Below are 21,986 nucleotides of genomic sequence, written 5' to 3' on the forward strand. Positions count from 1 at the left end.
AGACCTTTCTGCGAATTTTTCACATCCCAAAAAAAATCTACGGCATATCGATGACAACCTACCTGATCGGCGACCTACAAGGTTGCCATGAGCAAACACTGGCGCTGCTCAAACTGGTTAATGCCGACGCCGCGCGTCGCGACAGCGATGCCGAACACACTATATTTTTTGCGGGTGACCTGATCAATCGCGGCCCTGATTCGCTGGCCACCTTGCGCCATGTGCGCGCGCTGTGCATGGCCAGCGGCGGCCGCATCGACAGCGTGCTCGGCAATCACGACCTGCACTTGCTGGCCGTCGCCTACGGCATCCGGCCCGAGCACAAATCGGATACGCTGGCCGAGATCCTGCACGCGCCCGACCGCGCCGAGCTGATCGACTGGCTGCGGCGGCGTCCGCTGGCGATCCAGGTCCAGGGACACGTGCTGGTGCACGCGGGCCTGCTGCCGCAATGGACGCCGGCGCAGGCGATGGCGCTGGCCGGCGAGGTGCAGGACATGCTGCGCGGCCCCGAGTCGACGCTGGCCGATTTCCTGGCCGAGATGTACGGCAACCAGCCCGATCAATGGAACGACGCGCTGCAGGGAGCGGACCGGCTGCGCTGCATCATCAACGCGATGACGCGGCTGCGCTTCTGCAGCGCGGACGGCGTGATGGATTTCAAGATGAAGGAAAGCGGCAAGGCCGACGAAGGCTCGGGCCTGATGCCGTGGTTCGACGTGCCGGGCCGGCGCTCGGCCAGGACCACGGTGGCGTTTGGCCACTGGTCGGCGCTGGGCCTGACGCTGAAGCCCAATTTGATCGGACTCGACAGCGGCTGCGTCTGGGGCGGCCAGCTGAGCGCCGTCTGCCTGGAGGACCGGCAACTGCTGCAGGTGCAGTGCCCGGAGTTCCAGCAGCACGGCGGCAAGAAGTAACTAGTGCGCGGCAGCCGTCACGCCCAGCGCGGCGGCGACAGCCTGGTGCGCCGCTTCGGCCACCTCGCGCCGGTGCGCATCGATGGTGGCGATGGCCGGCAGGATCGCCAGCCTGGCCCTCACCGGCGGACCGTTCAGTATCAGCATGATGCTCTCGGCGAACGAGGTCTCGCCGATGAAATCCACCGACGGATGCGACGCCCCGGCCGGATCCTCGTACGACAGCGCAAACGGCTGCACCGGCACCTTGGCGTCGATCGCCGCTTCGAACAGGTTGGCGTGGAACGGCAGCAGGCTGCCCTGCGCCGCCGTGGTGCCCTCGGGGAAGAAGGCCACGCGCTCGCCGCGCTGCAGGCTGTGCACCAGTCCCTTGAAGATATGCCGCAGGTCGCGCCGGTTGCCGCGCGCGATGAATACGGTGCCGGCCTTCTCCGCCAGCCAGCCGGCCAGCGGCCACGCGCGGATCTCGGCCTTGGCGACGAAATGGCAGGGATGCAGGCTGTGGATGACGAAGATGTCCAGCCACGACACATGGTTGGCCACCACCGCCGCCCGCTCCAGCACCGCCGCGCCGCCGGCGCGCTGCTCCACTGTCACATTACACATGCGCAGCAGCCGGGTGGACCAGCGGCGGATGTGGCCGTTACGTTTTTCCTGTCCGAGCCACGGGAACACCGTGGCGCAGATCGCCATCCCAAGCAGCACGTGCAGAAACACCCGCACCAGGCGGAAGATCGTCAAGATGTTCATGCGGTGCGATCAGCTGCGTTGCCAGGCCACGTGACCGGCGACGATGGTGGTGTGCACTTGTCCCGCCAGGTTGTAGCCGAGGAAAGGCGTGTGCTTGCCCTGGCTGGCCAGCGCCGACGCGTCCACCGTCCAGCGCGCTTCCGGATCGAACAGGCAGACGTCGGCCGTGGCGCCGACCGACAAGGTGCCGGCGTCGAGGCCGGCCACGCGCGCCGCGTCCGACGTGATGCGGGCCAGCGCGCGCGCCAGCGGACGCACCGCGCCGGTGTCCTGGCTGGCGGCGTAGTCGTCGGCCCATTTCAAGGTCAGCGATAGCAGCAGTTCCAGGCCGGTGGCGCCGGGCGAGGCTTCGCCGAACGGCAGCAGCTTCTCGTCGTCGTCGACCGGCGTGTGGTCCGAGCATAGTGCGTCGACGGTGCCGTCGAGCAGGCCGAAGCGGATCGCGTCGCGGTCGCGCTGGCTGCGGAACGGCGGCGTCACGCGGGCGTTGGAATCGAAGAAGCCGATGTCGGCGTCGGTCAGGTGGATGTGGTGGGCGCCGACGTCGCAGGTGACCGGCAGGCCTTCCTTCTTGGCGCTGCGCACCAGCTCGAGGCCGGCGGCCGACGACATGCGGCACAGGTGCACGCGGGCGCCGGTGGCGCGCATCAGCTCGAAGATGGTGTGCAGCGCGATCGTTTCCGACATCACCGGCACGCCGGACAGGCCCAGGCGCGAGGCCAGCGGACCGCTGGCGGCGATGCCGCCGCGGCCGATGTGCGCATCCTGCGGACGCAGCCAGACGGTGTATTCAAACGTCTTGGCGTACTGCATCGCGCGCAGCAGCACGTTGGTGTCTTCGATCGGCTCCTCGGCCTGGGCGAAGCCAATGCAGCCGGCTTCGGTCAGCTCGGCCATCTCGGTCAGCGACTTGCCTTTCAGACCGACGGTCAGCGCGCCCAGCGGGTGCACATTGGCCTGGTTCAGCGTCTTGGCGCGGTGCTTGAGCATTTCCACCAGGCCCGGTTCGTCCAGCACCGGATCGGTGTCCGGCGGGCAGATCAGGCTGGTCACGCCGCCTTGCATGGCGGCCTGCATTTCCGATTCCAAGGTGGCCTTGTATTCGTAGCCAGGCTCGCGCAGGCGCGCGGACAGGTCGACAAAGCCGGGCGAGACGATCAGGCCGGCGGCGTCGATGGTCCGGTCCGCAACGAAGCCCGCAGGCGCCGAGCCCACAGCCAGCACCTTGCCGTCGGCGATATACAGGTCGTTCTTGGCATCGATGCCGTTGGCCGGATCGATCAGGTGGCCGTTTTTAATATAAAGTTTCATCCCTGCGTTCATCCCTGAGTCCCTGCCACTATGCTCATTACCGCCATGCGTACCGCAATCCCGAAAGTCACCTGCGGCAAGATCACCGCCTGCGAGCCGTCCGCCACCGCCGAGTCGATTTCCACGCCGCGGTTCATCGGACCGGGGTGCATGACGATCGCGTCCGGCTTGGCCAGCGCCAGCCGCTCCGGCGTCAGGCCGTAGCTCTTGAAGTATTCCTGCGCCGACGGCAGCAGCGCGCCGCTCATGCGCTCGTTCTGCAGGCGCAGCATGATGATGACGTCGACGTCCTTCAAGCCTTCGTCGATGTTGGTGAAGGTGCGCACGCCCATCTGCTCGAGGCCGCCCGGCAGCAAGGTGTGCGGGCCGATGGCGCGCACTTCCGGCACCCCCAGGGTGGTCAGCGCATGGATGTCGGAACGGGCCACGCGGCTGTGCAGGATGTCGCCGACGATGGCCACGCGCAGGTTGGTGAAGTCCTTCTTGTAGTGGCGGATGGTGTACATGTCCAGCAGGCCTTGCGTCGGGTGCGCGTGGCGGCCGTCGCCGGCATTGACCACGTGCACGTGCGGCTGCCTGGTCTCCATCAAATGCTTGGCGATCAGGTAGGGCGCGCCGGATTGCGCGTGGCGCACGACGAACATGTCGGCATGCATGGCCGCCAGGTTGTCGATGGTGTCGAGCAGCGACTCGCCCTTGCTGGCCGACGAGGCCTGGATGTTCAGGTTGATCACGTCCGCCGACAGCCGCTTGGCGGCGATCTCGAAGGTGGTGCGGGTGCGGGTGGAGTTTTCGAAGAACAGGTTGAACACCGATTTGCCGCGCATCAGCGGCACTTTCTTCACATCGCGGTCGGAGATGCCGACGAACGACGAGGCGGTGTCCAGGATGTGATTGAGGATGGACTTCGGCAGTCCCTCGATCGACAGCAGGTGCTGGAGCTCGCCGTGTTTATTCAGTTGCGGATTAAGCATAGTGGTGATTTAGGCGTTGTCTATGGTGAGCGTGAATTTTCCGTCGCCGGCGCGTTTCAGCACCAGCGCCTGCCCCGGCGGCACCTGCACGTGGCCGGCGACGAAGTCCGCGGCGACCGGCAACTGGCGCTCGCCGCGGTCGACCAGCGCGGCCAGCATGATGCGCGCCGGGCGGCCGTAGTCGAACAGTTCGTTGATGGCGGCGCGCGTGGTGCGGCCGGTGTACAGCACGTCGTCCACCAGCAGGATGTTGGCGGCGGCCACGTCGAAGGTGATGTTGGTCGGCTTGACGTCGGCCGGCAAGCCCTTCTTGGCGTAGTCGTCGCGGTAGAAGGACACGTCCAGCACGCCGCAGCGCGCGCTCAGGCCGAGGTCGGCGGCCAGGCGTTCGGCGATCCAGGCGCCGCCGGAGTGGATGCCGACGATGGCGACATCGCTGACGCCGACCAGGCCGGCCTTGACGTCGGCCAGCAGCGTCGCGTACAGCGCTTCGGCATCGAGTTGGTTGGGGTTCAGTGTGGACATGATTTTTTAGTTAGCGTCGAAATATTGTTGCAGGATGATGGCGGCGGCGCGGTCGTCGATGAGCTCGCCGCGCCTGGCCGAAATCACCGCCGAGGAGTAGCGCTCGTCGACCAGCTCCACCGGCAGGTTGAAGCGGCCGTGCAATTGATTGGCGAACTTGCGCGCGCGCGCGGTCATCTCGTGCTCGGCGCCGTCGGGATGCATGGGCAGCCCGACCACCAGCCGGGCCGGCTTCCATTCGTCCAGCAGCGCCTGGATGTCGGCAAAGCGGGTGGCGTTGTCGATGGCGGTAATGACTTTGACCGGTTCGGCCTGGCGTATCATGGTATTGCCCATCGCCACGCCGATGCGTTTGACGCCGAAATCGAAGGCGAAGACGGTCTCAATGCTCATTTAGGCATGACCCGCCTCGGAGGTCAGCATCAGCGGATCGATCCCCAGCAGGCGCATGGCGGCGGTGTAGCGTTCTTCTATCGGCAGGTTGAACAGGATGTCCGGATCGGCGCTGACGGTCAGCCAGCCGTTGCGGCTGATCTCGTCTTCCAGCTGGCCCGGGCTCCAGCCCGAGTAGCCGATCGACACCAGCATGCGCTGCGGACCGTCGCCGGCGGCCACGGCCTCCAGCACGTCGATCGAGGTGGTGAACGCCACGTCCTTGGTCACCGTCAGCGACGACGAATAGCGGCTGCCCGGCGTGTGCAGCACGAAGCCGCGGTCGTCCTGCACCGGGCCGCCGAACATGATGGGCTCGTCCACATCCACGTCCGATTCCAGCTTCAGGTCGATGCGCTCGAACAGCACCTGCATCGTCATGTCGGTGGGTTTGTTGATGACCACGCCCAACACGCCGTTTTCATTGTGTTCGCAGACATACACCACCGTACCGCCGAAGACCGGGTCTTGCATCGATGGCATTGCAATCAGGAAATGATTTGCCAGATTCAAGGTACCGGCCGCGCCGGAGCCGGCATCCTCGAGGGGATCGCTGGCTTCCTGCATCAGGCCGGGTACGGGGAGAGTTTTGCCGATTTTGCTTTTCTTCATATACGTGATCTTTCTGTGCTGCTAACAATTACTGTAGTATTCGCGCGGCTGGCAACTCTGTCTAAGCGATAGTTTACACTGAAATGCGGGGGCGGCCATGTTTGCGTTCCGCCACAAGATTGACACAGACCGAATGAAACTGAATTCCTCCCTGGTTTGGCTGCGCCGCGATTTGCGGGTTTTCGACCACGCGGCCTTGAGCCAGGCGCTGCAAAACAGCGCCCTCGTCCATTGCGTATTCATCTACGACAGCACCATCCTGGCCGGCCTGCCGCGGCGCGACCGGCGGGTCGATTTCATCCACGCCAGCATTGCCGAAGTGGCGCAGGAGCTGCGGCAGCTGGGCGGCCACCTGATCGTGCGCCATGCCGATCCGGCCACCGAGATCCCGGCGCTGGCGGCCGAACTGGGCGTGGACGCGGTGTACTGCAACCACGACTACGAACCGCAGGCGATCGCCCGCGACGACGCCGTCGGGCGCGCGCTGCAGGCCGACGGCCGCCGCTTCTTCAGCTGTAAGGACCAGGTCGTCTTTGAAAAAAGCGAAGTGCTGTCGCAGACCGGCGGCGTGTTCTCCGTCTACACGCCCTACAAGAACGCCTGGCTGAAAAAGCTGGAAGCCGATCCCTCGGTGCTGGCGCCCTGGCAGGTCGAACCGTACGCCGCGCATCTGGCGCCGCCGCCCGCGCACGCCCCCGCCTTGCCGACGCTGGCCGAGCTCGGTTTCGAGCCGAGCAACCTGGCCGAGCTGAAGATCCCGACCGGCATGTCCGGCGCAGCCGCGCTGTTCAAGGACTTCCTGCCGCGCCTCGCCGGCTACAAGCAGGCGCGCGACTTCCCGGCAGTCAAGGGACCGTCGTACCTGTCGATGCATTTACGCTTCGGCACGCTGTCGGTGCGCCACCTGGTGCGCACGGTGCTGGACCTGACGGCGCGCGGCGCCGGTGGCGAAGGCGCGGCGGTCTGGCTGGCCGAACTGATCTGGCGCGAGTTCTACGCGATGATACTGTTCCACAATCCGCACGTGGTGGGCGGCGCCTACAAGCCGGCCTACGACGCCATCCAGTGGGAAACCGGCCCCGAGGCCGACGAGCTGTTCGCCGCCTGGTGCGAAGGGCGCACCGGCTATCCGCTGGTCGACGCCGCGATGGCGCAGCTGAACCGCACCGGCTACATGCACAACCGCCTGCGCATGGTCACGGCCTGCTTCCTGATCAAGGACCTGGGCATAGACTGGCGGCGTGGCGAAGCCTACTTCGCGCTGCACCTGAACGATTTCGACCTAGCCTCCAACAACGGCGGCTGGCAATGGGCGTCGTCCTCGGGCTGCGACGCGCAGCCCTACTTCCGCATCTTCAATCCGGTCACGCAGTCGGAGAAGTTCGACAGCGAAGGCAAATTCATCCGCCGCTATCTGCCGGCGCTGAAAGACCTGGGCGACAAGGAAATCCACGCGCCATGGCTGGTGCCGCGCATGCTGCCGCTGGACTATCCCGAGCCCATCGTCATGCACGACGAAGCGCGCAAGCGCACGCTGGAACGCTACGCGGTGGTGAAGAAAATTTAAACCCGGGGTCAGATCCGACATTTGGACACGAGCTCTGCCGTAGCAGCCGCTACGGCAGAGCTCGTGTCCAAATGTCGGATCTGACCCTAATGCCGTTAAGTTAAGGATTTCCTGAGCCTCCGTTCAGGATAGCGTTGCGGTTTTGCTTTGGTGACCCGATCGAATTTCCGGTCGGGTCGATAGACATTGAGTTCGAGGATCATCCTCTCGCGCATCCGTTTGATCGTTCCTGGTAGATTGCCCAAGGCCCGTTCGGAGGCCGCATGTAGCATCTCGAGCTGAAATATGCCGAGGGCGAAGACAAAGCTAACGTCATTGGGAGCGCATTTTGCCTGGTCGGCCGTGCGCGCCATTTCTAGTCGCACGAGGTTATAGGCGATAAGAATGCCCCAGATTTCCTGCCTGGTTGCTGCGACACTTTGGCTGCGCAGGCATAGGGCCATCCCCATCATGGTTTGCTTGATCTCGCGGTAGCTCGTTTCGATCTGCCAGCGCTCGCTATAACAGTCGCGGACGGTTTTGGCGGAGAAGCGCCGGCGATCCGTCAATGAGGTCAGCAAATAGCACAGTTTGCCCGTCGGATCTTTCGTTGCAATGGCACGCGCTTGCCACTGCTCGGGCATGGAGGGGACGCGCTTGCGTACTTGTGGGGAAACGCGCATTTCGACGATGCCATCCTCACTGTCGCCGCTCACAAGACGCCATTGCGTATTAGCCTTGGCCGGCACGAGGAAGTGCCGCTCCTGGCCTTGCATACGAAGTTTATGCAACAGCTCGGCGGCTAGAAAACCTTTATCGAAGACCGTCAGCGAATGGTCGGGTATATCGTCTAGCAACGGCAAGGCAAAGCTCATCTCGCCTTTGCTATAGGGGCCAAAATCGGCGGCCAAGACCAACTGGGTGCGCAGCGCAGCCAATGTCACCATGCGGGCATGGGGGTAACTGGCCAAAGCTCCCTTGGCGAAGTGTGGCGAATCGAAATGTGCCCGGTTTTCCGCGCTATCGGCTAATTTCAGGGTCGTCCCATCCATGGCGAGCAGTTGGAGGCCGTGGAAGTCGGAACGATGGGCGTCTTGCATCTGCCAATGGCGCGCGGACGTTGAGAATAGCCACGCCAACGGTTCTTCGCCCAGCCGCTGACGTGCTTGCGTTACAGCGCTATCAGTGACGCAAGTGTCCTTCAGATCCGGTAGCGCCAGTTCCAATTCACCCAGCACTTGTCGCACTGAGTGATGTCGGTAGATCGCTAGCGCGATGACCAACCAGACTACCTGCTCCGCCGGCAGACGCCGCTGCCGAATACTCGCCTTGCCGGTGTAGCTCAATGCTCCCATGATCCATTCGACGGGCAACTGCTCCCCAAGCCGGCCCCAGTCCGGAGCTGGCAAGTCACACGTGGTCAAAGGGAGAACGTCGGAAAGCATGGCGCGAAGGTTAACAGCCTTCGCGTATGTTTACAACAACTAACTGGGGCCGGCCTAGTTCCTTAACTTAACGGCATTAGTATCTGACCCCGGGTTTAGCATTTGTGAGCGATTTGTGAGCCGCTCCCAACGACACTGGCAACACCAGGACTGCTGCAAACAGGCCTGAGGTCACCATTCCCAATGTCTACAGGAGTTCCCATGTTGCAAGTTCCAACGATCCCTACCTCGCTGCTCGGCTCGGTCGTCTGCACGCCCGCCGTGGCCGCCATCGGCGACAGCGTCTGCGTCGAAGTCAAGGCGCCGAACGGCCAGTCCTACGATAACAATGAACCAGGCAACATCTGCATCAACGGCGTGCCCGGCTCCAAGCAGTACCTGGTGTGGAACCGCGCCGGCAAGAAGACCATCAACGTCACGGCCGGCAAGCGCGGCGCCATCGAGAAGCTGAAAGCCGAAGTCCAGATCAACGCCCCGGCCGACGGCAAGCAGCCGCCGACGCTGACGGTGCGCACGGCGCCGCACAATCCCACCGCGATGATACTGACGGTGGAGAACGCGCCGGAGCGCCGCACCCAGGGCACGCCGCGCACCCGTCCACCGATTCACATCGCGCCGCGCAAAACGGCCATGGGTCTGCAGACCATCGCCGCGCGCGACGCCGCCACCCATCCCGTCCTGCTGCCGACCACGCGACCTCGCCTCGCCATCAATGCCGGCGGCGGCGCCACCGCGGCGGCCTACAACTGGGAACTGGGCACGGTGGCCATGGGCAGCACGCATCCGACGCTGCAGCACGATTTCGCCACGCAGCTGAATCCGAACCGTCCGCACACGGTGTTCCACGTCAAGGTGACGGTGCAGCAGCCGGGCGATGCGCCGCATGTGATACAGCGCAGCGTCAGCGTGGCCAATCCCTACTTCCTGACGCGCCAGCGCGGCGTGCTGCAGCCGCCGGTGGACAGCAGCGACTTCAGCGCCCAATTCATCGACGGCAGCTACCGCGCCAGCTTCACCGTGCGCAATCCGGAAGCGACCAACCTGACGCTGAGCAGCATGCAGCTGGAACTGGCGTATGAAGAGGGCCCGCGCGAATTCGAACTGCGTCCGGCCGCCGCCAGCGCCATCGTGCTGAAGGCCCGGGGCACGACCCGCATCGACGTGGCGATTCCGAAAGCGCAGGTGCCGCAGCAGGCCATCGCCTTCAGCGTTCACTACAAGGGCACGGCGCCGAACGGCCTGCCGGTGCGCGTCAGCGCGCACTTCGACCTGCCGCAGCACATGAGCAAGAAGCTGCTGGTCAACGCCGCCGCGCAAACCTTGCTGAGCGACCTGGCCAGCCGCCAGCTGGTGGCCAATCCCACATCGATCACGCTGGAGGAAGTGACGCGCCTGGGCAGCTACGGCATGCTGCCGGCCGCCTCCTCGGTGGCGCTGCACGGCCCGACGACGCTCACCGCGATGGACATGCATATGGCGCCGCCGTTCCCGGTCGACGGCCAGGAGTGCGATCCGTGGAACCTGCCGGACCACATCCCCGACGGCATGTTCTGCATGCCGACGCAGGAAAAACGCTGGATGCAGATGCCGGCGCGTTTCATGAACGCCAAGAAGGGCGACCTGATCCTCAATCCCAGCAACGGCAGCCTGATCTCCGCCGTGCTGCAGACGGTGACGCCGCCGCAGCGCTATTCGCACTCCGGCATCATGACCCGCAACCGCGATGAGATCACCCACTCGACGGCGTCGGAAGACCGCCTGATCGAATTCATCGACGGCGACGGCGCCCGTCCCGACGTGCTCAAATACCTGTGGCCGGGCGTGGTCACGCAAACCGTCGCCCACGCCGTCGACGGCGAGGACATGGTCGATCCGGAGACCGGCAAGAAGTACCCGATCGCCGGCTTCGCCACCATCGAATCGAAAATGGACCTGGGCGGCGTGGCGCCGGAAATCGTGCCGGCCATGGTGGTCAAGCCCGATCCTCTGAGCGAGACGCTGGAAATCCGCCAGACCCTGCACGGCATCGCCGACTTCGCGGCGCAGCAGGCCGGCAAGAGCCATTACCGCTTCTACTGCTATACCAAGCCCGCCATCGGCCTGACCGACAAGGCGCCGGCCAGCGCCAAGTGGGCGGCCAACACCTTCCCGACGGTGTGCTCGTCGCTGCTGTGGATGTCGATCAAACAGTCCGGCGTGCCGATGGAAGGCGGCATGCTGGAACAGAGCGACCTGGCCGGCGGCGCGCAGATCGTGCCGTCGACGCCGGACGGCCTGTACGTCTACCAGTCCGACGAACGCATCGCCGCCGGCGAGATCCTGTATTCGAAGATCCACGAGATGGTGCTGGAGAGCGCCGGCTGGTTCGGCAACGCGCTGACCGACGCCGCCGACGACACCGCCAACCAGATGCTCAACGCCTTCGCCTCCGACTGGTGCGAATCCGACGCCAAGGACTCCGACGCCTGGCGCCAGACCGGCGACGCCAACGCCGTCAGCCCCGCCAACCTGTGCTTCTTCGACGCGCCGCTATACGGCTACGCCGAACCGCTGATCTACCGCCCGGCGCGCTGGGAGGAAGTGACCATCTACAAATGGAAGAAGGTGGCGCAGACCGGCACGCTGCACGGCGTGGTGCATTTCGACGGCAAGGCGGCCGCCGGCGCCAGCGTGCAGATTTCGCAGAACCAGTTCACGCACAGCGCGGCCGACGGCAGCTTCACGCTGGCCAACGTCCCGGTGGGCAGCGTGCTGGTGACGGCAGACAAACAGGCGCTGCACGGCGAGGCCTCGGTGACCGTCGCGGCCAACAAGACCGCCAACGTCACGCTGGACCTGAAGCAGCCTTCACACCTGTTCCGCCGCCTGACCATCGACGGCTGGATGGCCACCACCGACTACGAATTCGCCGCCGCGGCCTACCCGCACAGCGTCGGCGATTTCTACAACATCGCCCAACTGGGACCGTCGTCCAGCACCCACGTGGTCAAGGTGTTCGACCAGGTGGCCGACGACGCGATGGGGCGTCTGATCCTGACGCTGGACCTGCTGGCCAACGACGTCATCCAGGTCAAGGCCACGCTGCGCTGCTACGGCGAGGGCTATGCCGACGGCGACAACTACCAGGAAGGGCATCTGGCGCCGTTCACCATCGGCCCGGGCAAGACCGGCACGTGGTGGATATTCGTCGACGGCGACAACTACGCCGAGGCGCACTTCACGCTGAGTAACAAGGTCGACCCTAGCTAAGGCAGGGACTTGCAAGGGGCGGCGCCCCTTGCAGTTGTCTGTTGCAAATAAATAGTTGTTGAAATTAAATATTTGTTCTTTTTATAATTAGAATTAAACTAGTGGTTCCTGCGCAGCTCGCTTCGAGGAATCACCATCATGGCATCACTCGCCAAAACCTCCCGTCCGGTCGCCCGCCTGATCGGCCGCCACAGCGCCGTGCAGACGGTGCTCGACTCCCCCGCCACGCTGACCTGGATCGCCGCGCCGGCCGGTTCCGGCAAGACCAGCCTGGGGCTGGAATTCTGCCAGGCCGCCGGTCCCACCGTGGCCTGGCTGCGGCTGGACGAAGCCGACACCGATCCCGCCAGCTTCCTGCTCTACTTCGAACAAGCCATCGTCAACGGCGGCGTGGCGCCAGGCTGGCAACCGCCGCCGCTGCTGCGCGAACACCTGCCGGCGCCGCAGGGCTATCTGCGGCTGTACGCACGCTCGCTGGGCGCGGTGCTGGCGCCGGCCAGCTGCATCGTCATGGACGACGCCCACCGCTGCCAGGACGCGCCGTGGTTCCGCCAGTTCCTCGAAACGCTGGCCACCGAGCTGCCGCCGGCCAGCAAGGTGGTGGTGCTGAGCCGCGCGCTGCCTCCGGCCGCCTGCGCGCGCCTGCTGGCGCATGGCGACATGCATGAACTGGACAGCACGGCGCTGGCCTTCACCCGCGATGAAACCGAAGTGCTGCTGAATGTGCTGGGCGTGGGCCAAGCCGACACCGTCGCCGATAGCGTCTATGCCTTCACGCGCGGCTGGGCCGCCGGCATCGCGCTGGTGGCCTCGTGGCTGAAGCGCCGCCCCGGCGCCGCGCTGGCGGCGGAGGACGTGCTGTCGGAGGCCATGATCGGCTACCTGGCGGAGGAAGTCTTCAGCGCCTACAGCGACGAGGAACGGGCGACGCTGCTGGCTGTCTGCTGGCTGCCGCACTTCAGCGGCGCCTGGGCGGCGGCGCTGTCCGGCGCGCCGCACGCGGCCGACATCGTCGCCCGGCTGGCCGCGCAGGGCGCGCTGATCTACGAATACCCCGGCCGCCAGTACGCGCTGCATCCGCTGTTCCAGGGCTTCCTGCGCAAATGGGCCGCCACCCGCGTCGGCGAAGAGCAGCGCCGCGCATGGATCGCCGGCTGCATCGACGTGCTGCTGGCCGACGGCAGCGGCGATGCGGCCATCAAGCTGGCACTGGAACACGGCATGCCCGAACGCGCGGCCGGACTGATCGAAGCCAGCGCCGAATCGATGTTCGCCAGCGCCCGCCACACCACGCTGGCGCGCTGGATCGACGCCCTGCCCGAAGCGCATCGCAATGCCTGGCATTACTACTGGCTTGGACTGGCCGTCTTCATGAGCGACACCGCGCGCGCCCGCGCCGCGCTGCTCAAGGCGCTGCAGGCGTTCACCGAACAAAACCAGCCCACGCACCGCTTCCAGGCGCTGAGCGCCATCATCAGTTCCTACTTCTTCGACGGCGCCGCCGAACAGCCGCTGCGCGCCTTCCTGCGGCAGCACGTCGATCCGGCGGAGGACTACGACCGCCTGCCCGGCTCCGCGCTCAAGGCGCACCTGACGCACAGCGTGTGGAGCGGCTTGTTCATGACCGATCCCGGCCACCAGGACATGGATTTGTGGGAACAGCGCGCGCAGGAAGTGCTGCGCCAGCCGGGCGAGCCGACATTGAAGGTGAGGCTGGGCGCGATGCTGGGCCAGCACTACTACCAGTCCGGCCGCTACGCCGCCGTGCACGCGGTGCGCGAGCTGGTGGACGCGATGCCGGAAGCGGCCGCGCTGCCGCCCTACGCGCGCTACCTGTCGCATCTGGTGCAGCTGTACGACGCCTTGACCGCCATGGACCACGACCGCTTCGACGCCACCTACGCGGCCTGCCGCGCAAGCTCCGAAAGCAGCGGCATCCGCATCATGGACAGCCACTACGCGCTGCTGCACGCCGCCGCCTGCCTGCTGCGCGGAGAGCCTGGCAAAGCGGTCGCCGTCATCGCCGAAGTGGCGGCGCAAACGCCGCCGCAGCACCACAACCTGGTGGCCCACCTGCAGCTGACGCGAACCTGGCTGGCCAGCTATAACGGCGACGGCCACAGCGCGCTGGCCCATGCCCACATGGCGCACGAGGCGGCGCTGCGCTTCGGCAGCGTGCCGTACGAGGTGTATGCGCAGGCCGCCGGCTGCGTCGCCTACACGCTGCTCGACCGCGAGCGCTGCGCAGCCGAAACCGCCGTGCTGCGCCGGCATGCCGTCGACTACCGTTCGCCGCTGGCGCAAACCTGGGCCGACCTGCTGGAGGCCTGGCTGTTCATCGCCGGCGCCGACGGCCACGCCCAGCCGCTGGCGCAGCTGCAGCGCGCGCAGCCGGTGCAGCTGCTGCTGGCGCAGGACAAGCTGCGCCGCGCGCTGAACCACGTCGCCGCTCAGGGCGGCGGCTACCTGACCTTCGCCACACCGCATATCCTGCAACCGCTGTGCGCCCATGCGCTGGCCGCCGGCATCCTGCCCGGTGCCGCCTGCATGCTGGTGCGCGCCTGGCGCCTGGCGCCGCCGCCCGACGCCGGCGACAACTGGCCATGGCCGGTGCAGGTGCGCACTTTCGGCGGCTTCGAATTGCGCATCGCCGGCGAGCCGTTGCGCTCGCAAGGCAAGTCCAAGCACCGCCAACTCGACATCCTGAAGCTGGTCGCCGCCCATGCGCCGGGTAGCGTCACGCTGGAACGGGCGGCGGAATTGCTGTGGCCCGACGCCGACGGCGATACCGCCCGCCATGCGCTGGAGACCACGCTGTCGCGATTGCGCGCGACCATCGGCGCGGGCAGCATCCTGCTGGAGCAAGGAGTACTGTCGCTGGCGCCACAGCAGTGCTGGAGCGACACGGCGGCACTGGAGCAACTGCTGCCACGCTTGCAGGAACTGACGCGCGCCTGGGGCGCCGATGCAGGTGCGGGTGCGAATGCGCCGCTGGAGACCGCGCTGCTGATGGCCGCCACGCAGGCGCTGTCGCTGTATCGGGGAGAATTGCTGGCCGGGGACAGCGCGCCATGGCTGCTGGCGCGGCGCGAACTATGGCGCGGCAAGCTGGCGCGAACCCTGGGCGACGCCGGACGCCAGCTGGCGCAGGCCGGCCGCACGGCCGCCGCCGTGCAGTTGCTGGAACGGGCGCTGGAAGCGGACCAATGCTGCAAGGCGTTGAACGCAGACCTGATGCGCATCCATCTCGACGGTGCGCGCTTTGAAGAGGGACTGGCGGCCTACCGGCGCTACCAGCGCGTGGCATTGAGCACGCTGGGCGCGCCGGTGGCGCCGGAGATCGAGGCGCTGGCGCAGCAACTGATCGCCGGCGCAGTTGCCGCGGCGAGGTCCGGACCTGCGCAACACGCAGTGCAGGCCGGACCCAAGCGTGCTACATGATGTATTTCAAATGCTCGGCCGGGATGTTCATGGCCCTGGCCAGTTCCGGATTGGCGCGCAGCTGTTCGGCGACGCCTTCCATCACCGGCACCTCGTGCACGTCCAGCCGCGCGGTGCGTGCTTCCGCCGCGCCTTCTTCGGTGCGGCGGCCGACCTTCTGCATGTCCGGCGACATCCGCAGCACCACGCCGCTACGTTCGCGGGTGGCATTGAGCAGTGTGCCGTAGTGATCGTTCTGCACCGTCAGGCCGGTGTAGCCCGCCTCGCGCAGCAGCGCGCTGATATCGCTGACCAGTTTTTGATCCTTGTCCATTTTCGTTTTCCTTTAAGCTAAGAGCAGGCCGAGCGACGCGTCGCTGCTGGCGTTTTGTACGAAGGTGCCGGCCGTCTTGGTGCCGTTACCCGGCAAGAAGTAAGGCTTGGCGAATTTGACGCCGGAGATGGCGGACGTCAGCTGCGGCAGCAGGTCCTGCACCTGCTTGCGCACTGCCGGCATGGCCTTCTTCAGCGCATCCTTGGCGGGACCGGCGCAGAAAGGCGCGCCGCCGTCGAACGAGAACCAGGTGCCGTCGACCGTCACGTGCAGATGCTTCTGACTGTCGAGGAACATGAACAGGAACACCGAGATGGTGCCGTCGATATCGCTGCAGAACCACGGCGTTTCGATATGGAAGTCGAAATTGACTTTGGCTAGCATGTCGAAAGGCTTGTGCGCGGCCGGCGACTGCATGAAGTAGGGAACGCTGATCCACGGCGTGGCCTGCACCCGCAGGCCGCTGGTCAACGAGGCGCCGGAGCTGATCAGCTGTGTGGCGACCATGCCGACGTTGGCGTTGGTGTTAATCAGCTTGCCCAGATCGACCAGGTTTTCGCCGTTGGGACGATGGACGACGAACACGCCGCTGCCCGGAGGCGATTCGGAAAACGGCTGGTCCGCCGCCTTGACGGTATTCTGGCCGACAAAGACTCCATTAAAGAAGCCCTGTATGAATGAGTAAGTGCTGGTGACTGACATGATGCTTTCTTCCTGTAAGAGAGCGCCACCGATGGAATATCGATGACCGCAGGAAGAAAGGTAATCTTGTACTACCCACAAATGGCTTGCAAATGCCTTACTGTTTCAGCAGCCCTTCGATCGCATCCAGCAGCACCGGCTCCTGGAACGGCTTGCCGAAGTAGGCGTTCACCCCCAGTTGCAGCGCGTAGTTGCGGTGCTTGTCGGCGCTGCGCGAGGTAATCATGATGATAGGGATGTCCTTGGTGCGGTCGTCGCCGCGCACGTTGCGGGTCAGGTCGAAGCCGTCCATGCGCGGCATCTCGATATCGACCAGCATCAGGTCCGGCGCGCTGCCCTGCAACTGCTCCAGCGCGTCCACGCCGTCCTTGGCCAGGACGACGGTGTAGCCTTCGCGCTCGAGCAGGCGCTGCGTCACGCGGCGCACCGTCATCGAATCGTCCACCACCATGATGGAACGTCCGCGCTGATGCGCCGCCCGATCGCGCCCGTCCGCCTGTGCGTGCTGCGCCTTCAGTTCCGGATGATGCGCCAGGTGCTGCGCCAGCGCCACCGGGTTCAGTATCAGCACGATATCGCCGGAACCGAGCACCGTGGCGCCGGCGATGCCGACCATGCGCGCCAACTGCGGGCCGATGTTCTTGATGACCACCTCGCGGTTGCCGAGCACCTCGTCGACCTGCACCGCCAGCCGCTCGTTGCCGTTCTTGAGCATCATCACCGGCGAGGAGCGCTGCACCGGCGGTTGCGCACCGCCGGCGCCGAGCAAGACTGGCAGGTAATGCAGCGCCGCCTGCTGGCCCTGGATCGGCACGTGGCCGTTGCGGTGCGCTTCCGCCAGCGCGGCTTCCTTCATCTGCAGCACCTGCTCGACCAGGATGGCCGGCAGCGCGTATGTCTTGCCGCCCGCGGCCAGCAGCACCACCTGGGTGACGGCCAGCGTCAGCGGCAGGTGGATGGTAAATTTTGTGCCCTTGCCGCGTTCGGAGAACATGTCGACGCGGCCGCCCAGCGCTTGTGCTTCGGACTGCACGATGTCCATGCCGACGCCGCGTCCCGACAGCTCGGTCAGCGATTCTGCGGTGGAGAAACCGGGTTCGAAAATCAGGTCGGCGATCTGGGCATCGGTGACTTCCTCGTCTTCGCGCAGCAGGCCGTTGCTGACCGCCTTGGCGCGGATGCGCTCCAGATCGAGGCCAGCGCCGTCGTCGGTAAATTCGATGACGACTTCATTGCCCTGCTGGGCCACCTGCACCAGCAGTTCACCCGTTTCGTTCTTGCCCGCCTCGCCGCGGCCGGCGCGGCTTTCCACGCCGTGGGCGATGGCGTTGCGCAGCAGGTGCTCGAACGGCGCGGCCATGCGTTCCAGCACGCTGCGGTCGATTTCAACGGCGCTGCCACGGATATCGAGGTTGACGCGCTTGTCCACTTCCTTGGCGCTTTGGCGGGCGACACGGAACAGCCGCTCCGAGATGCTGGCGAACGGCACCATGCGCACGCGCATCAGGTCGCGCTGCAGGTCGCGCGTCAGGCGCGCTTGCAGCACCAGGTCTTCGCCGGCGTTGTCGACGCTGCGGGTCAGGCTTTCGTGGAAGGAGGCGACGTCGTTGACGCTTTCCGCCATCATGCGGGTCAGCTCCTGCAGGCGCGTGAAGCGATCGAATTCGAGCGGATCGAATTCGCGCTCGCTGGAGATCGACATGCGCGAGGCGATCTGCGATTCGGCCTGCATTTCGACTTCGCGCAGTTGACGGCGCAGCCGGGTGAGGTTTTCCGAGAAGTCGAACAGCGAGGAGCGCAGCGTCTCCACTTCGTTTTCCAGCTTGGAGCGGGAGATCGAGACTTCGCCGGCCTGGTTCACCAGGCGGTCGAGGATGTCGGCGCGAACGCGGACCAGCGGCGATTTGGCGCCGGGCTGCGGATCGTCGATTGTTACCGGGGCCGGAGCGGTGGGCTTGGCGGTGTCGCCGGCGGGCGACTCGACGGCGGCACCGGCGTAGGCATCCACGTCGAGCGCGACGACGCCATCGGTGCCTGCGATCGCGGCGGCGCCGGCGTCCATGCTGCCGACATCGGCGGCCAGGCCGGAGGTGCCGGCCTGCTGCAGCGCCTCCGGGTGCTGCAGTTGTTCGAACAACAGCAGCGCGTGGTCGTAGTGTGCCAGCAGTTCGTCGAACGCTTGCGGCGTGGCGGAACCGGCGTGCACCATGTTTTCAATGTGGGTTTCGATTTCGTGCGCGTGCTGGCCGAGACGCATCGCGCCGGCCATGCGGGCGCTGCCCTTGACGGTGTGCAGCAGGCGCAACAGGCTTTGCGCATGCGAGGGGTCGGCAGGCTGATGCTGCCAGGCGCGCAGCGATTCGCCCACTTGCGGCAGCAGGTCGGCGCCCTCCTCCAGGAATACCGGCATCAGGTCGGCGTCCAGTTCGTCGTGGAAGATCGCCGGCGCGGCGGTCAGGATTTCCGCTTCGGCGGGCGGCAGCTCGATGATTTCCGTGTCCAGCTCGGGCATCGGCTCGGGCGTTGAGTCAAGCGCCGGCGCGGCGGCTTGGGGCTCGGGTTCGGCCGCTTGCGGCTCTGGCTCTGGCTCTGGCTCTGGCTCGGGCTGAGGCTCTGGCTCGGGCGCGAGGACCGGCGGCACAGGCTCCGGCTCCGGCGCGAGTGGCGCGGCGATCTTGAGCGGCGGCTCGGCAAAGGTGTCGTCGAAGGCGGCGTTGAACAAATCGTCTATATCGTCCGCAGGCGCCGGTGCTTTTTTCGGTGCCGGCTCGGGCGCCGCCACTTCAGACTCCGGCACGCTGCCGCTGATTGCGTTATACGTCTCGCGGAACAGCTGATCCAGCGCCGACTCGACCGGTTCCGGCGGCGACGTGATGTTGTCCATCGTCTCGGCCACCAGATCATCCAGGCGCGCCTCGATATCGTTGCTGGCCGCGGGCGGCGTGGCCGCCAGTTCCTCGCGCAGGTCATGCAAGGCGGTCAGCAGCTCCGGCTGCGAAGCGGGCATTTCGCCGGCAGCAAAACTGTGCAGCATCTGGCGGATGCGTTCAATCGTAAAGTCCAGCAGGTCATGCTGCACCTGGTCCAGGTGCGGCGCCGGCGGCAGCAGCGCCTGCAGCGTCGACTCCAGCGCCAGCGCCAACTCGCGCAGCGCCTTGAACCCCACCGTGCCCGAAGTCCCGGCCAGCGTATGCGACGCCTGCAAGGCCGCTGCGTTCACCGGACGGCGCGGCTCGTGACGCCATTCGCCGAAGTCCTGCGTCAGCAAGCGAACCAGTTCGTCCGTCTCGTGCAGATAGATGTTGTACAGCGGCAGGGCGATCTCCAGATCGCCGATATGCTTGACGTTGTCGTCGCGCGGCACCGCCGGCGTGATGGTCGGGAATTCGATGACGTTGCCGCTGACGACCAGCGGCGCGGGAGCGATTTCCTCAACGGCCGGCACCTCGTCCTCCGGCGGCTGTGCCACGGCCTCGATCTCCTCGACCGGTGGCGCCGCGCCCTCGGCAGGCGGCGCCTCGTCGATGGTGAAATCGCCCCCCTCCTGCACCCGGGCAGCGGCTACGACCAGCGCATCGGCATTGCGCGACGAAACGCCGCTGGCGACCAGCTCCGCCACCCACGCCCCCATGTCCTGCGCAGCCCTGCCGAGCAGGTCGAACAAGGCATCGCTAGCCGGCCGGGCTTCCGCCATCCAGACATTCATCACCCGCTCTATCGCATGCGCGGCGTCGGCAAACTGGTTCAGGCCGACCATGCGCCCGCTGCCCTTGAGCGTATGGAAGGAGCGGCGCAGCATGGCCAGGCTCTCTTCGCCGCCCGACTCCGAACGCGGCTTGGCCAGCGTCCCATCGACAAACTGCAAAACCTCGCGCGCCTCGGCGATAAATATCTCCAGCAGTTCAGCTTCCACCGCCGCATCGCTGGGCGCAGGCGCGGGCGCCGCCAACGGCATCGACGACGGCGCAGGTGCCGGCACCTGCTCTTCCAGCACAGGGATCGATTCCGAAGCCGGCATCTTCTTGAACGGCACCGAGCGGAAGCTGCCATGCTCCGCGTCGAAGGCAAAGCGCTCGCGCGCACCCGGCGCGTTCTGCGCCAGCATGTCGACAAAGAAGCCCAGCGCGCCGACGTTCTGCGCAATGTCGTCCAGCGTCTTCGGCTCCAGCGACGGATCGCCGCCGCCGGCCGCCAGGCCCTGCACGGCGGCCTTCACATGCTGGGCCGCGCGCATCGCGTCTTCCTGGTCGAGGATCGCCAGCGCGCCTTGCAGCTGGTGCAGCACCGGATCCAGTTCCACCAGCGACGGGCGACGGGACGGATCGACGTAGTACTCGTCGAGCACCTTCTCCACCTGGCGCAGTCCGGTCTTCATTTCCATCGCCAGCGCGACCACCGTGTCGTCCTGCTGCAGCTGGCGCGCCAGGCCGTTCTGCCATTGGGCAGGAGCCGGCGGCGTATCGCCGGCCACCAGCGCCAGCAGGCGCGCGCCTATCGTGTCGGCATGCGCGGCGAAATCGTCCGGCAGGTGGCGGATCTGTTCCAGACCGTGTTCGGCGAACAGCAGCGCGGTCGCCATCTCCAGCGCCAGCTCCTCGCTGCGGCCGGCGGTGACCGCGGTGCGCGCCACGTCGGCCAACTGGCGCAGCAGGGTGCACAGCGCCGGCAAGGCCAGTTTTTCGCATTCGGCGGCGGCATCGGCCAAGGCTGCGCCGAAGGCCGCATCCAGTTCAGGATCGATCACCGCGTCAGCCAGCCTGTCCCATGCGGCCTTGGCTTGCGCCATGGCGGTCCTGGCGCGTTCCAGCGCTTCCAGGTCGATCTGGCCGTAGCGGCGGGCTTCGTAGTCGGCCGGCACCAGTCCATCGAGCGCAAAGACGCGGCGCAGCTGCTGCACGGTTTCCGACGCCGACGATGGTCCGGCGGCGGCGATGAAGAACAAGGCGTCGCGCAGCATCGCTTCCGGCTGGGCGGCGGCGCCCTGGCTCAAGCGACGGATCTGCAGATTGATCAGGCCAAACAGCTGCTTGACGTACAGGCCGCCCGCCAGTTCGCCGCTGGCCACCAGCTCGGCGAAGCCCTGCATCGCCACCCAGAAGGCGCGCGCCTTCCCGTCCTGCTGCGCGTCGGCCACCAGCTTGACCGCGTCGCGCAGCGCGGCGGCATGTTCCTGCTGCTGCGCCGCGTCGGTGCTCTTCAGGTAAGGCAGCAGCGATTTTTCAAACCGCTGCCGGAATGCCGCATAGTCGGCGGCGCCGGCATCGGCCGCCAGCGGCAGGCCGGCCCCGCGCGACAGGTCCGGATAGAACAGGTCGGCCGGATGGATGCGCTCCACGCCCATCATCTGCTGCACCGCGCGGTAGTAAGGGAACAGCTTGACCGGCTGCGGCGGCACGCCGTCCAGCAGCTCCTGCAGATACTCCACCAGCGCCTGATACAGCTCGGCCAGCGTCTGCGCATGGTCGGTGCTGCACTTGAGCGTGCCGGCCTTGAAGCGGTCCAGCGCCTCTTCCGCCACCTGCGTCATCAGTGCCACGCCGTCCACGTCGACGATCTGCAGGGCGCCGTGCGCCTGGTGCAGGTGCGACTTGGCGTGCTGCAGCTGGGTCGCCTGATCTTCCGGTGCCCGGCCGCCCGCTTCGAACAGCGCGGTCTTCGAGCGTGCCAGCGACTCGCGGATTTCCACCATTACCCACGACAGGGGGCCGGTATCGAATTGCGGTTGCGGCGGGTTCGAAAAATCAGTTGTGGTCATGCTTGCCTCGGCCT

General features: G+C 66.1%; 14 protein-coding genes. 4 read left to right on the forward strand and 10 right to left on the reverse strand.

Annotated features, from left to right (window positions below; translation table 11 throughout):
• The first annotated feature begins 50 nt into the window (after positions 1-50).
• Positions 51-917, forward strand: coding sequence for a symmetrical bis(5'-nucleosyl)-tetraphosphatase (locus tag ACSQ3S_RS29470; protein WP_353400885.1), 867 nt, complete (start codon positions 51-53; stop codon positions 915-917).
• Here ACSQ3S_RS29470 and ACSQ3S_RS29475 read toward each other — a convergent pair whose 3' ends face one another.
• From ACSQ3S_RS29475 to ACSQ3S_RS29500, 6 genes are read right to left on the reverse strand one after another with little or no spacing between them, the layout of a single operon-like run.
• Positions 918-1,667: a lysophospholipid acyltransferase family protein gene (locus ACSQ3S_RS29475; protein ID WP_436144605.1), complete on the reverse strand. Its 750-nt coding sequence runs from the start codon at positions 1,665-1,667 to the stop codon at positions 918-920. It lies immediately after the preceding gene.
• A gap of 9 nt (positions 1,668-1,676) precedes the next feature.
• Complete coding sequence (locus ACSQ3S_RS29480; protein ID WP_436144606.1) at positions 1,677-2,978, reverse strand: dihydroorotase; 1,302 nt, start codon at positions 2,976-2,978, stop codon at positions 1,677-1,679.
• Between the two features lie 8 nt (positions 2,979-2,986).
• Entirely contained in the window at positions 2,987-3,952 is a 966-nt protein-coding gene (locus ACSQ3S_RS29485) for an aspartate carbamoyltransferase catalytic subunit (protein ID WP_353400891.1), read from the reverse strand.
• A 9-nt stretch (positions 3,953-3,961) separates the two neighbouring features.
• Positions 3,962-4,477, reverse strand: a complete 516-nt coding sequence (gene pyrR / locus ACSQ3S_RS29490; protein WP_436144607.1) for a bifunctional pyr operon transcriptional regulator/uracil phosphoribosyltransferase PyrR — start codon at positions 4,475-4,477, stop codon at positions 3,962-3,964.
• A gap of 6 nt (positions 4,478-4,483) precedes the next feature.
• Positions 4,484-4,870 carry a Holliday junction resolvase RuvX gene (ruvX, locus tag ACSQ3S_RS29495; protein ID WP_176652499.1) on the reverse strand — a complete coding sequence of 129 codons (387 nt, stop codon included), beginning with the start codon at positions 4,868-4,870 and terminating at the stop codon, positions 4,484-4,486.
• Complete coding sequence (locus tag ACSQ3S_RS29500) at positions 4,871-5,521, reverse strand: YqgE/AlgH family protein (RefSeq protein WP_176652498.1); 651 nt, start codon at positions 5,519-5,521, stop codon at positions 4,871-4,873.
• A gap of 133 nt (positions 5,522-5,654) precedes the next feature.
• Here ACSQ3S_RS29500 and ACSQ3S_RS29505 point away from each other — a divergent pair, with 133 nt between their 5' ends.
• Positions 5,655-7,088 carry a cryptochrome/photolyase family protein gene (locus tag ACSQ3S_RS29505; RefSeq protein WP_436144608.1) on the forward strand — a complete coding sequence of 478 codons (1,434 nt, stop codon included), beginning with the start codon at positions 5,655-5,657 and terminating at the stop codon, positions 7,086-7,088.
• A 95-nt stretch (positions 7,089-7,183) separates the two neighbouring features.
• Here ACSQ3S_RS29505 and ACSQ3S_RS29510 read toward each other — a convergent pair whose 3' ends face one another.
• Positions 7,184-8,512 carry an IS4 family transposase gene (locus ACSQ3S_RS29510; RefSeq protein WP_176656081.1) on the reverse strand — a complete coding sequence of 443 codons (1,329 nt, stop codon included), beginning with the start codon at positions 8,510-8,512 and terminating at the stop codon, positions 7,184-7,186.
• A 201-nt stretch (positions 8,513-8,713) separates the two neighbouring features.
• Here ACSQ3S_RS29510 and ACSQ3S_RS29515 point away from each other — a divergent pair, with 201 nt between their 5' ends.
• Both ACSQ3S_RS29515 and ACSQ3S_RS29520 read left to right on the forward strand, forming a co-directional pair.
• Positions 8,714-11,761: a carboxypeptidase-like regulatory domain-containing protein gene (locus tag ACSQ3S_RS29515; RefSeq protein ID WP_436144609.1), complete on the forward strand. Its 3,048-nt coding sequence runs from the start codon at positions 8,714-8,716 to the stop codon at positions 11,759-11,761.
• Between the two features lie 138 nt (positions 11,762-11,899).
• Positions 11,900-15,202, forward strand: a complete 3,303-nt coding sequence (locus ACSQ3S_RS29520; RefSeq protein ID WP_436144610.1) for a BTAD domain-containing putative transcriptional regulator — start codon at positions 11,900-11,902, stop codon at positions 15,200-15,202.
• On the opposite strand, the gene ACSQ3S_RS29525 is transcribed toward ACSQ3S_RS29520, so the two are convergent.
• The 3 genes from ACSQ3S_RS29525 to ACSQ3S_RS29535 all read right to left on the reverse strand — a co-directional run bounded on the left by ACSQ3S_RS29525 (position 15,195) and on the right by ACSQ3S_RS29535 (position 21,972).
• Complete coding sequence (locus ACSQ3S_RS29525; protein ID WP_176652494.1) at positions 15,195-15,515, reverse strand: hypothetical protein; 321 nt, start codon at positions 15,513-15,515, stop codon at positions 15,195-15,197. The genes ACSQ3S_RS29520 and ACSQ3S_RS29525 overlap by 8 nt on opposite strands.
• A 12-nt stretch (positions 15,516-15,527) precedes the next feature.
• The gene (locus ACSQ3S_RS29530; protein ID WP_176652493.1) at positions 15,528-16,217 is read right to left on the reverse strand and encodes a hypothetical protein; all 690 of its coding nucleotides are present in this window, start codon (positions 16,215-16,217) and stop codon (positions 15,528-15,530) included.
• A gap of 97 nt (positions 16,218-16,314) precedes the next feature.
• Positions 16,315-21,972: an Hpt domain-containing protein gene (locus ACSQ3S_RS29535; protein ID WP_436144611.1), complete on the reverse strand. Its 5,658-nt coding sequence runs from the start codon at positions 21,970-21,972 to the stop codon at positions 16,315-16,317.
• Positions 21,973-21,986 lie beyond the last annotated feature (14 nt).

Source organism: Duganella sp. LjRoot269, assembly GCF_964254095.1.
Taxonomy (GTDB): Bacteria; Pseudomonadota; Gammaproteobacteria; order Burkholderiales; family Burkholderiaceae_D; genus Rugamonas; species Rugamonas hordei.

Bases quoted from the DNA above. Each gene is read 5' to 3' on its own strand.
- ACSQ3S_RS29470 (WP_353400885.1), top strand. From the start codon at position 51: ATGACAACCTACCTGATCGGCGACCTACAAGGTTGCCATGAGCAAACA.
- ACSQ3S_RS29475 (WP_436144605.1), bottom strand. From the start codon at position 1,667: ATGAACATCTTGACGATCTTCCGCCTGGTGCGGGTGTTTCTGCACGTG.
- ACSQ3S_RS29480 (WP_436144606.1), bottom strand. From the start codon at position 2,978: ATGAAACTTTATATTAAAAACGGCCACCTGATCGATCCGGCCAACGGC.
- ACSQ3S_RS29485 (WP_353400891.1), bottom strand. From the start codon at position 3,952: ATGCTTAATCCGCAACTGAATAAACACGGCGAGCTCCAGCACCTGCTG.
- pyrR (WP_436144607.1), bottom strand. From the start codon at position 4,477: ATGTCCACACTGAACCCCAACCAACTCGATGCCGAAGCGCTGTACGCG.
- ruvX (WP_176652499.1), bottom strand. From the start codon at position 4,870: ATGAGCATTGAGACCGTCTTCGCCTTCGATTTCGGCGTCAAACGCATC.
- ACSQ3S_RS29500 (WP_176652498.1), bottom strand. From the start codon at position 5,521: ATGAAGAAAAGCAAAATCGGCAAAACTCTCCCCGTACCCGGCCTGATG.
- ACSQ3S_RS29505 (WP_436144608.1), top strand. From the start codon at position 5,655: ATGAAACTGAATTCCTCCCTGGTTTGGCTGCGCCGCGATTTGCGGGTT.
- ACSQ3S_RS29510 (WP_176656081.1), bottom strand. From the start codon at position 8,512: ATGCTTTCCGACGTTCTCCCTTTGACCACGTGTGACTTGCCAGCTCCG.
- ACSQ3S_RS29515 (WP_436144609.1), top strand. From the start codon at position 8,714: ATGTTGCAAGTTCCAACGATCCCTACCTCGCTGCTCGGCTCGGTCGTC.
- ACSQ3S_RS29520 (WP_436144610.1), top strand. From the start codon at position 11,900: ATGGCATCACTCGCCAAAACCTCCCGTCCGGTCGCCCGCCTGATCGGC.
- ACSQ3S_RS29525 (WP_176652494.1), bottom strand. From the start codon at position 15,515: ATGGACAAGGATCAAAAACTGGTCAGCGATATCAGCGCGCTGCTGCGC.
- ACSQ3S_RS29530 (WP_176652493.1), bottom strand. From the start codon at position 16,217: ATGTCAGTCACCAGCACTTACTCATTCATACAGGGCTTCTTTAATGGA.
- ACSQ3S_RS29535 (WP_436144611.1), bottom strand. From the start codon at position 21,972: ATGACCACAACTGATTTTTCGAACCCGCCGCAACCGCAATTCGATACC.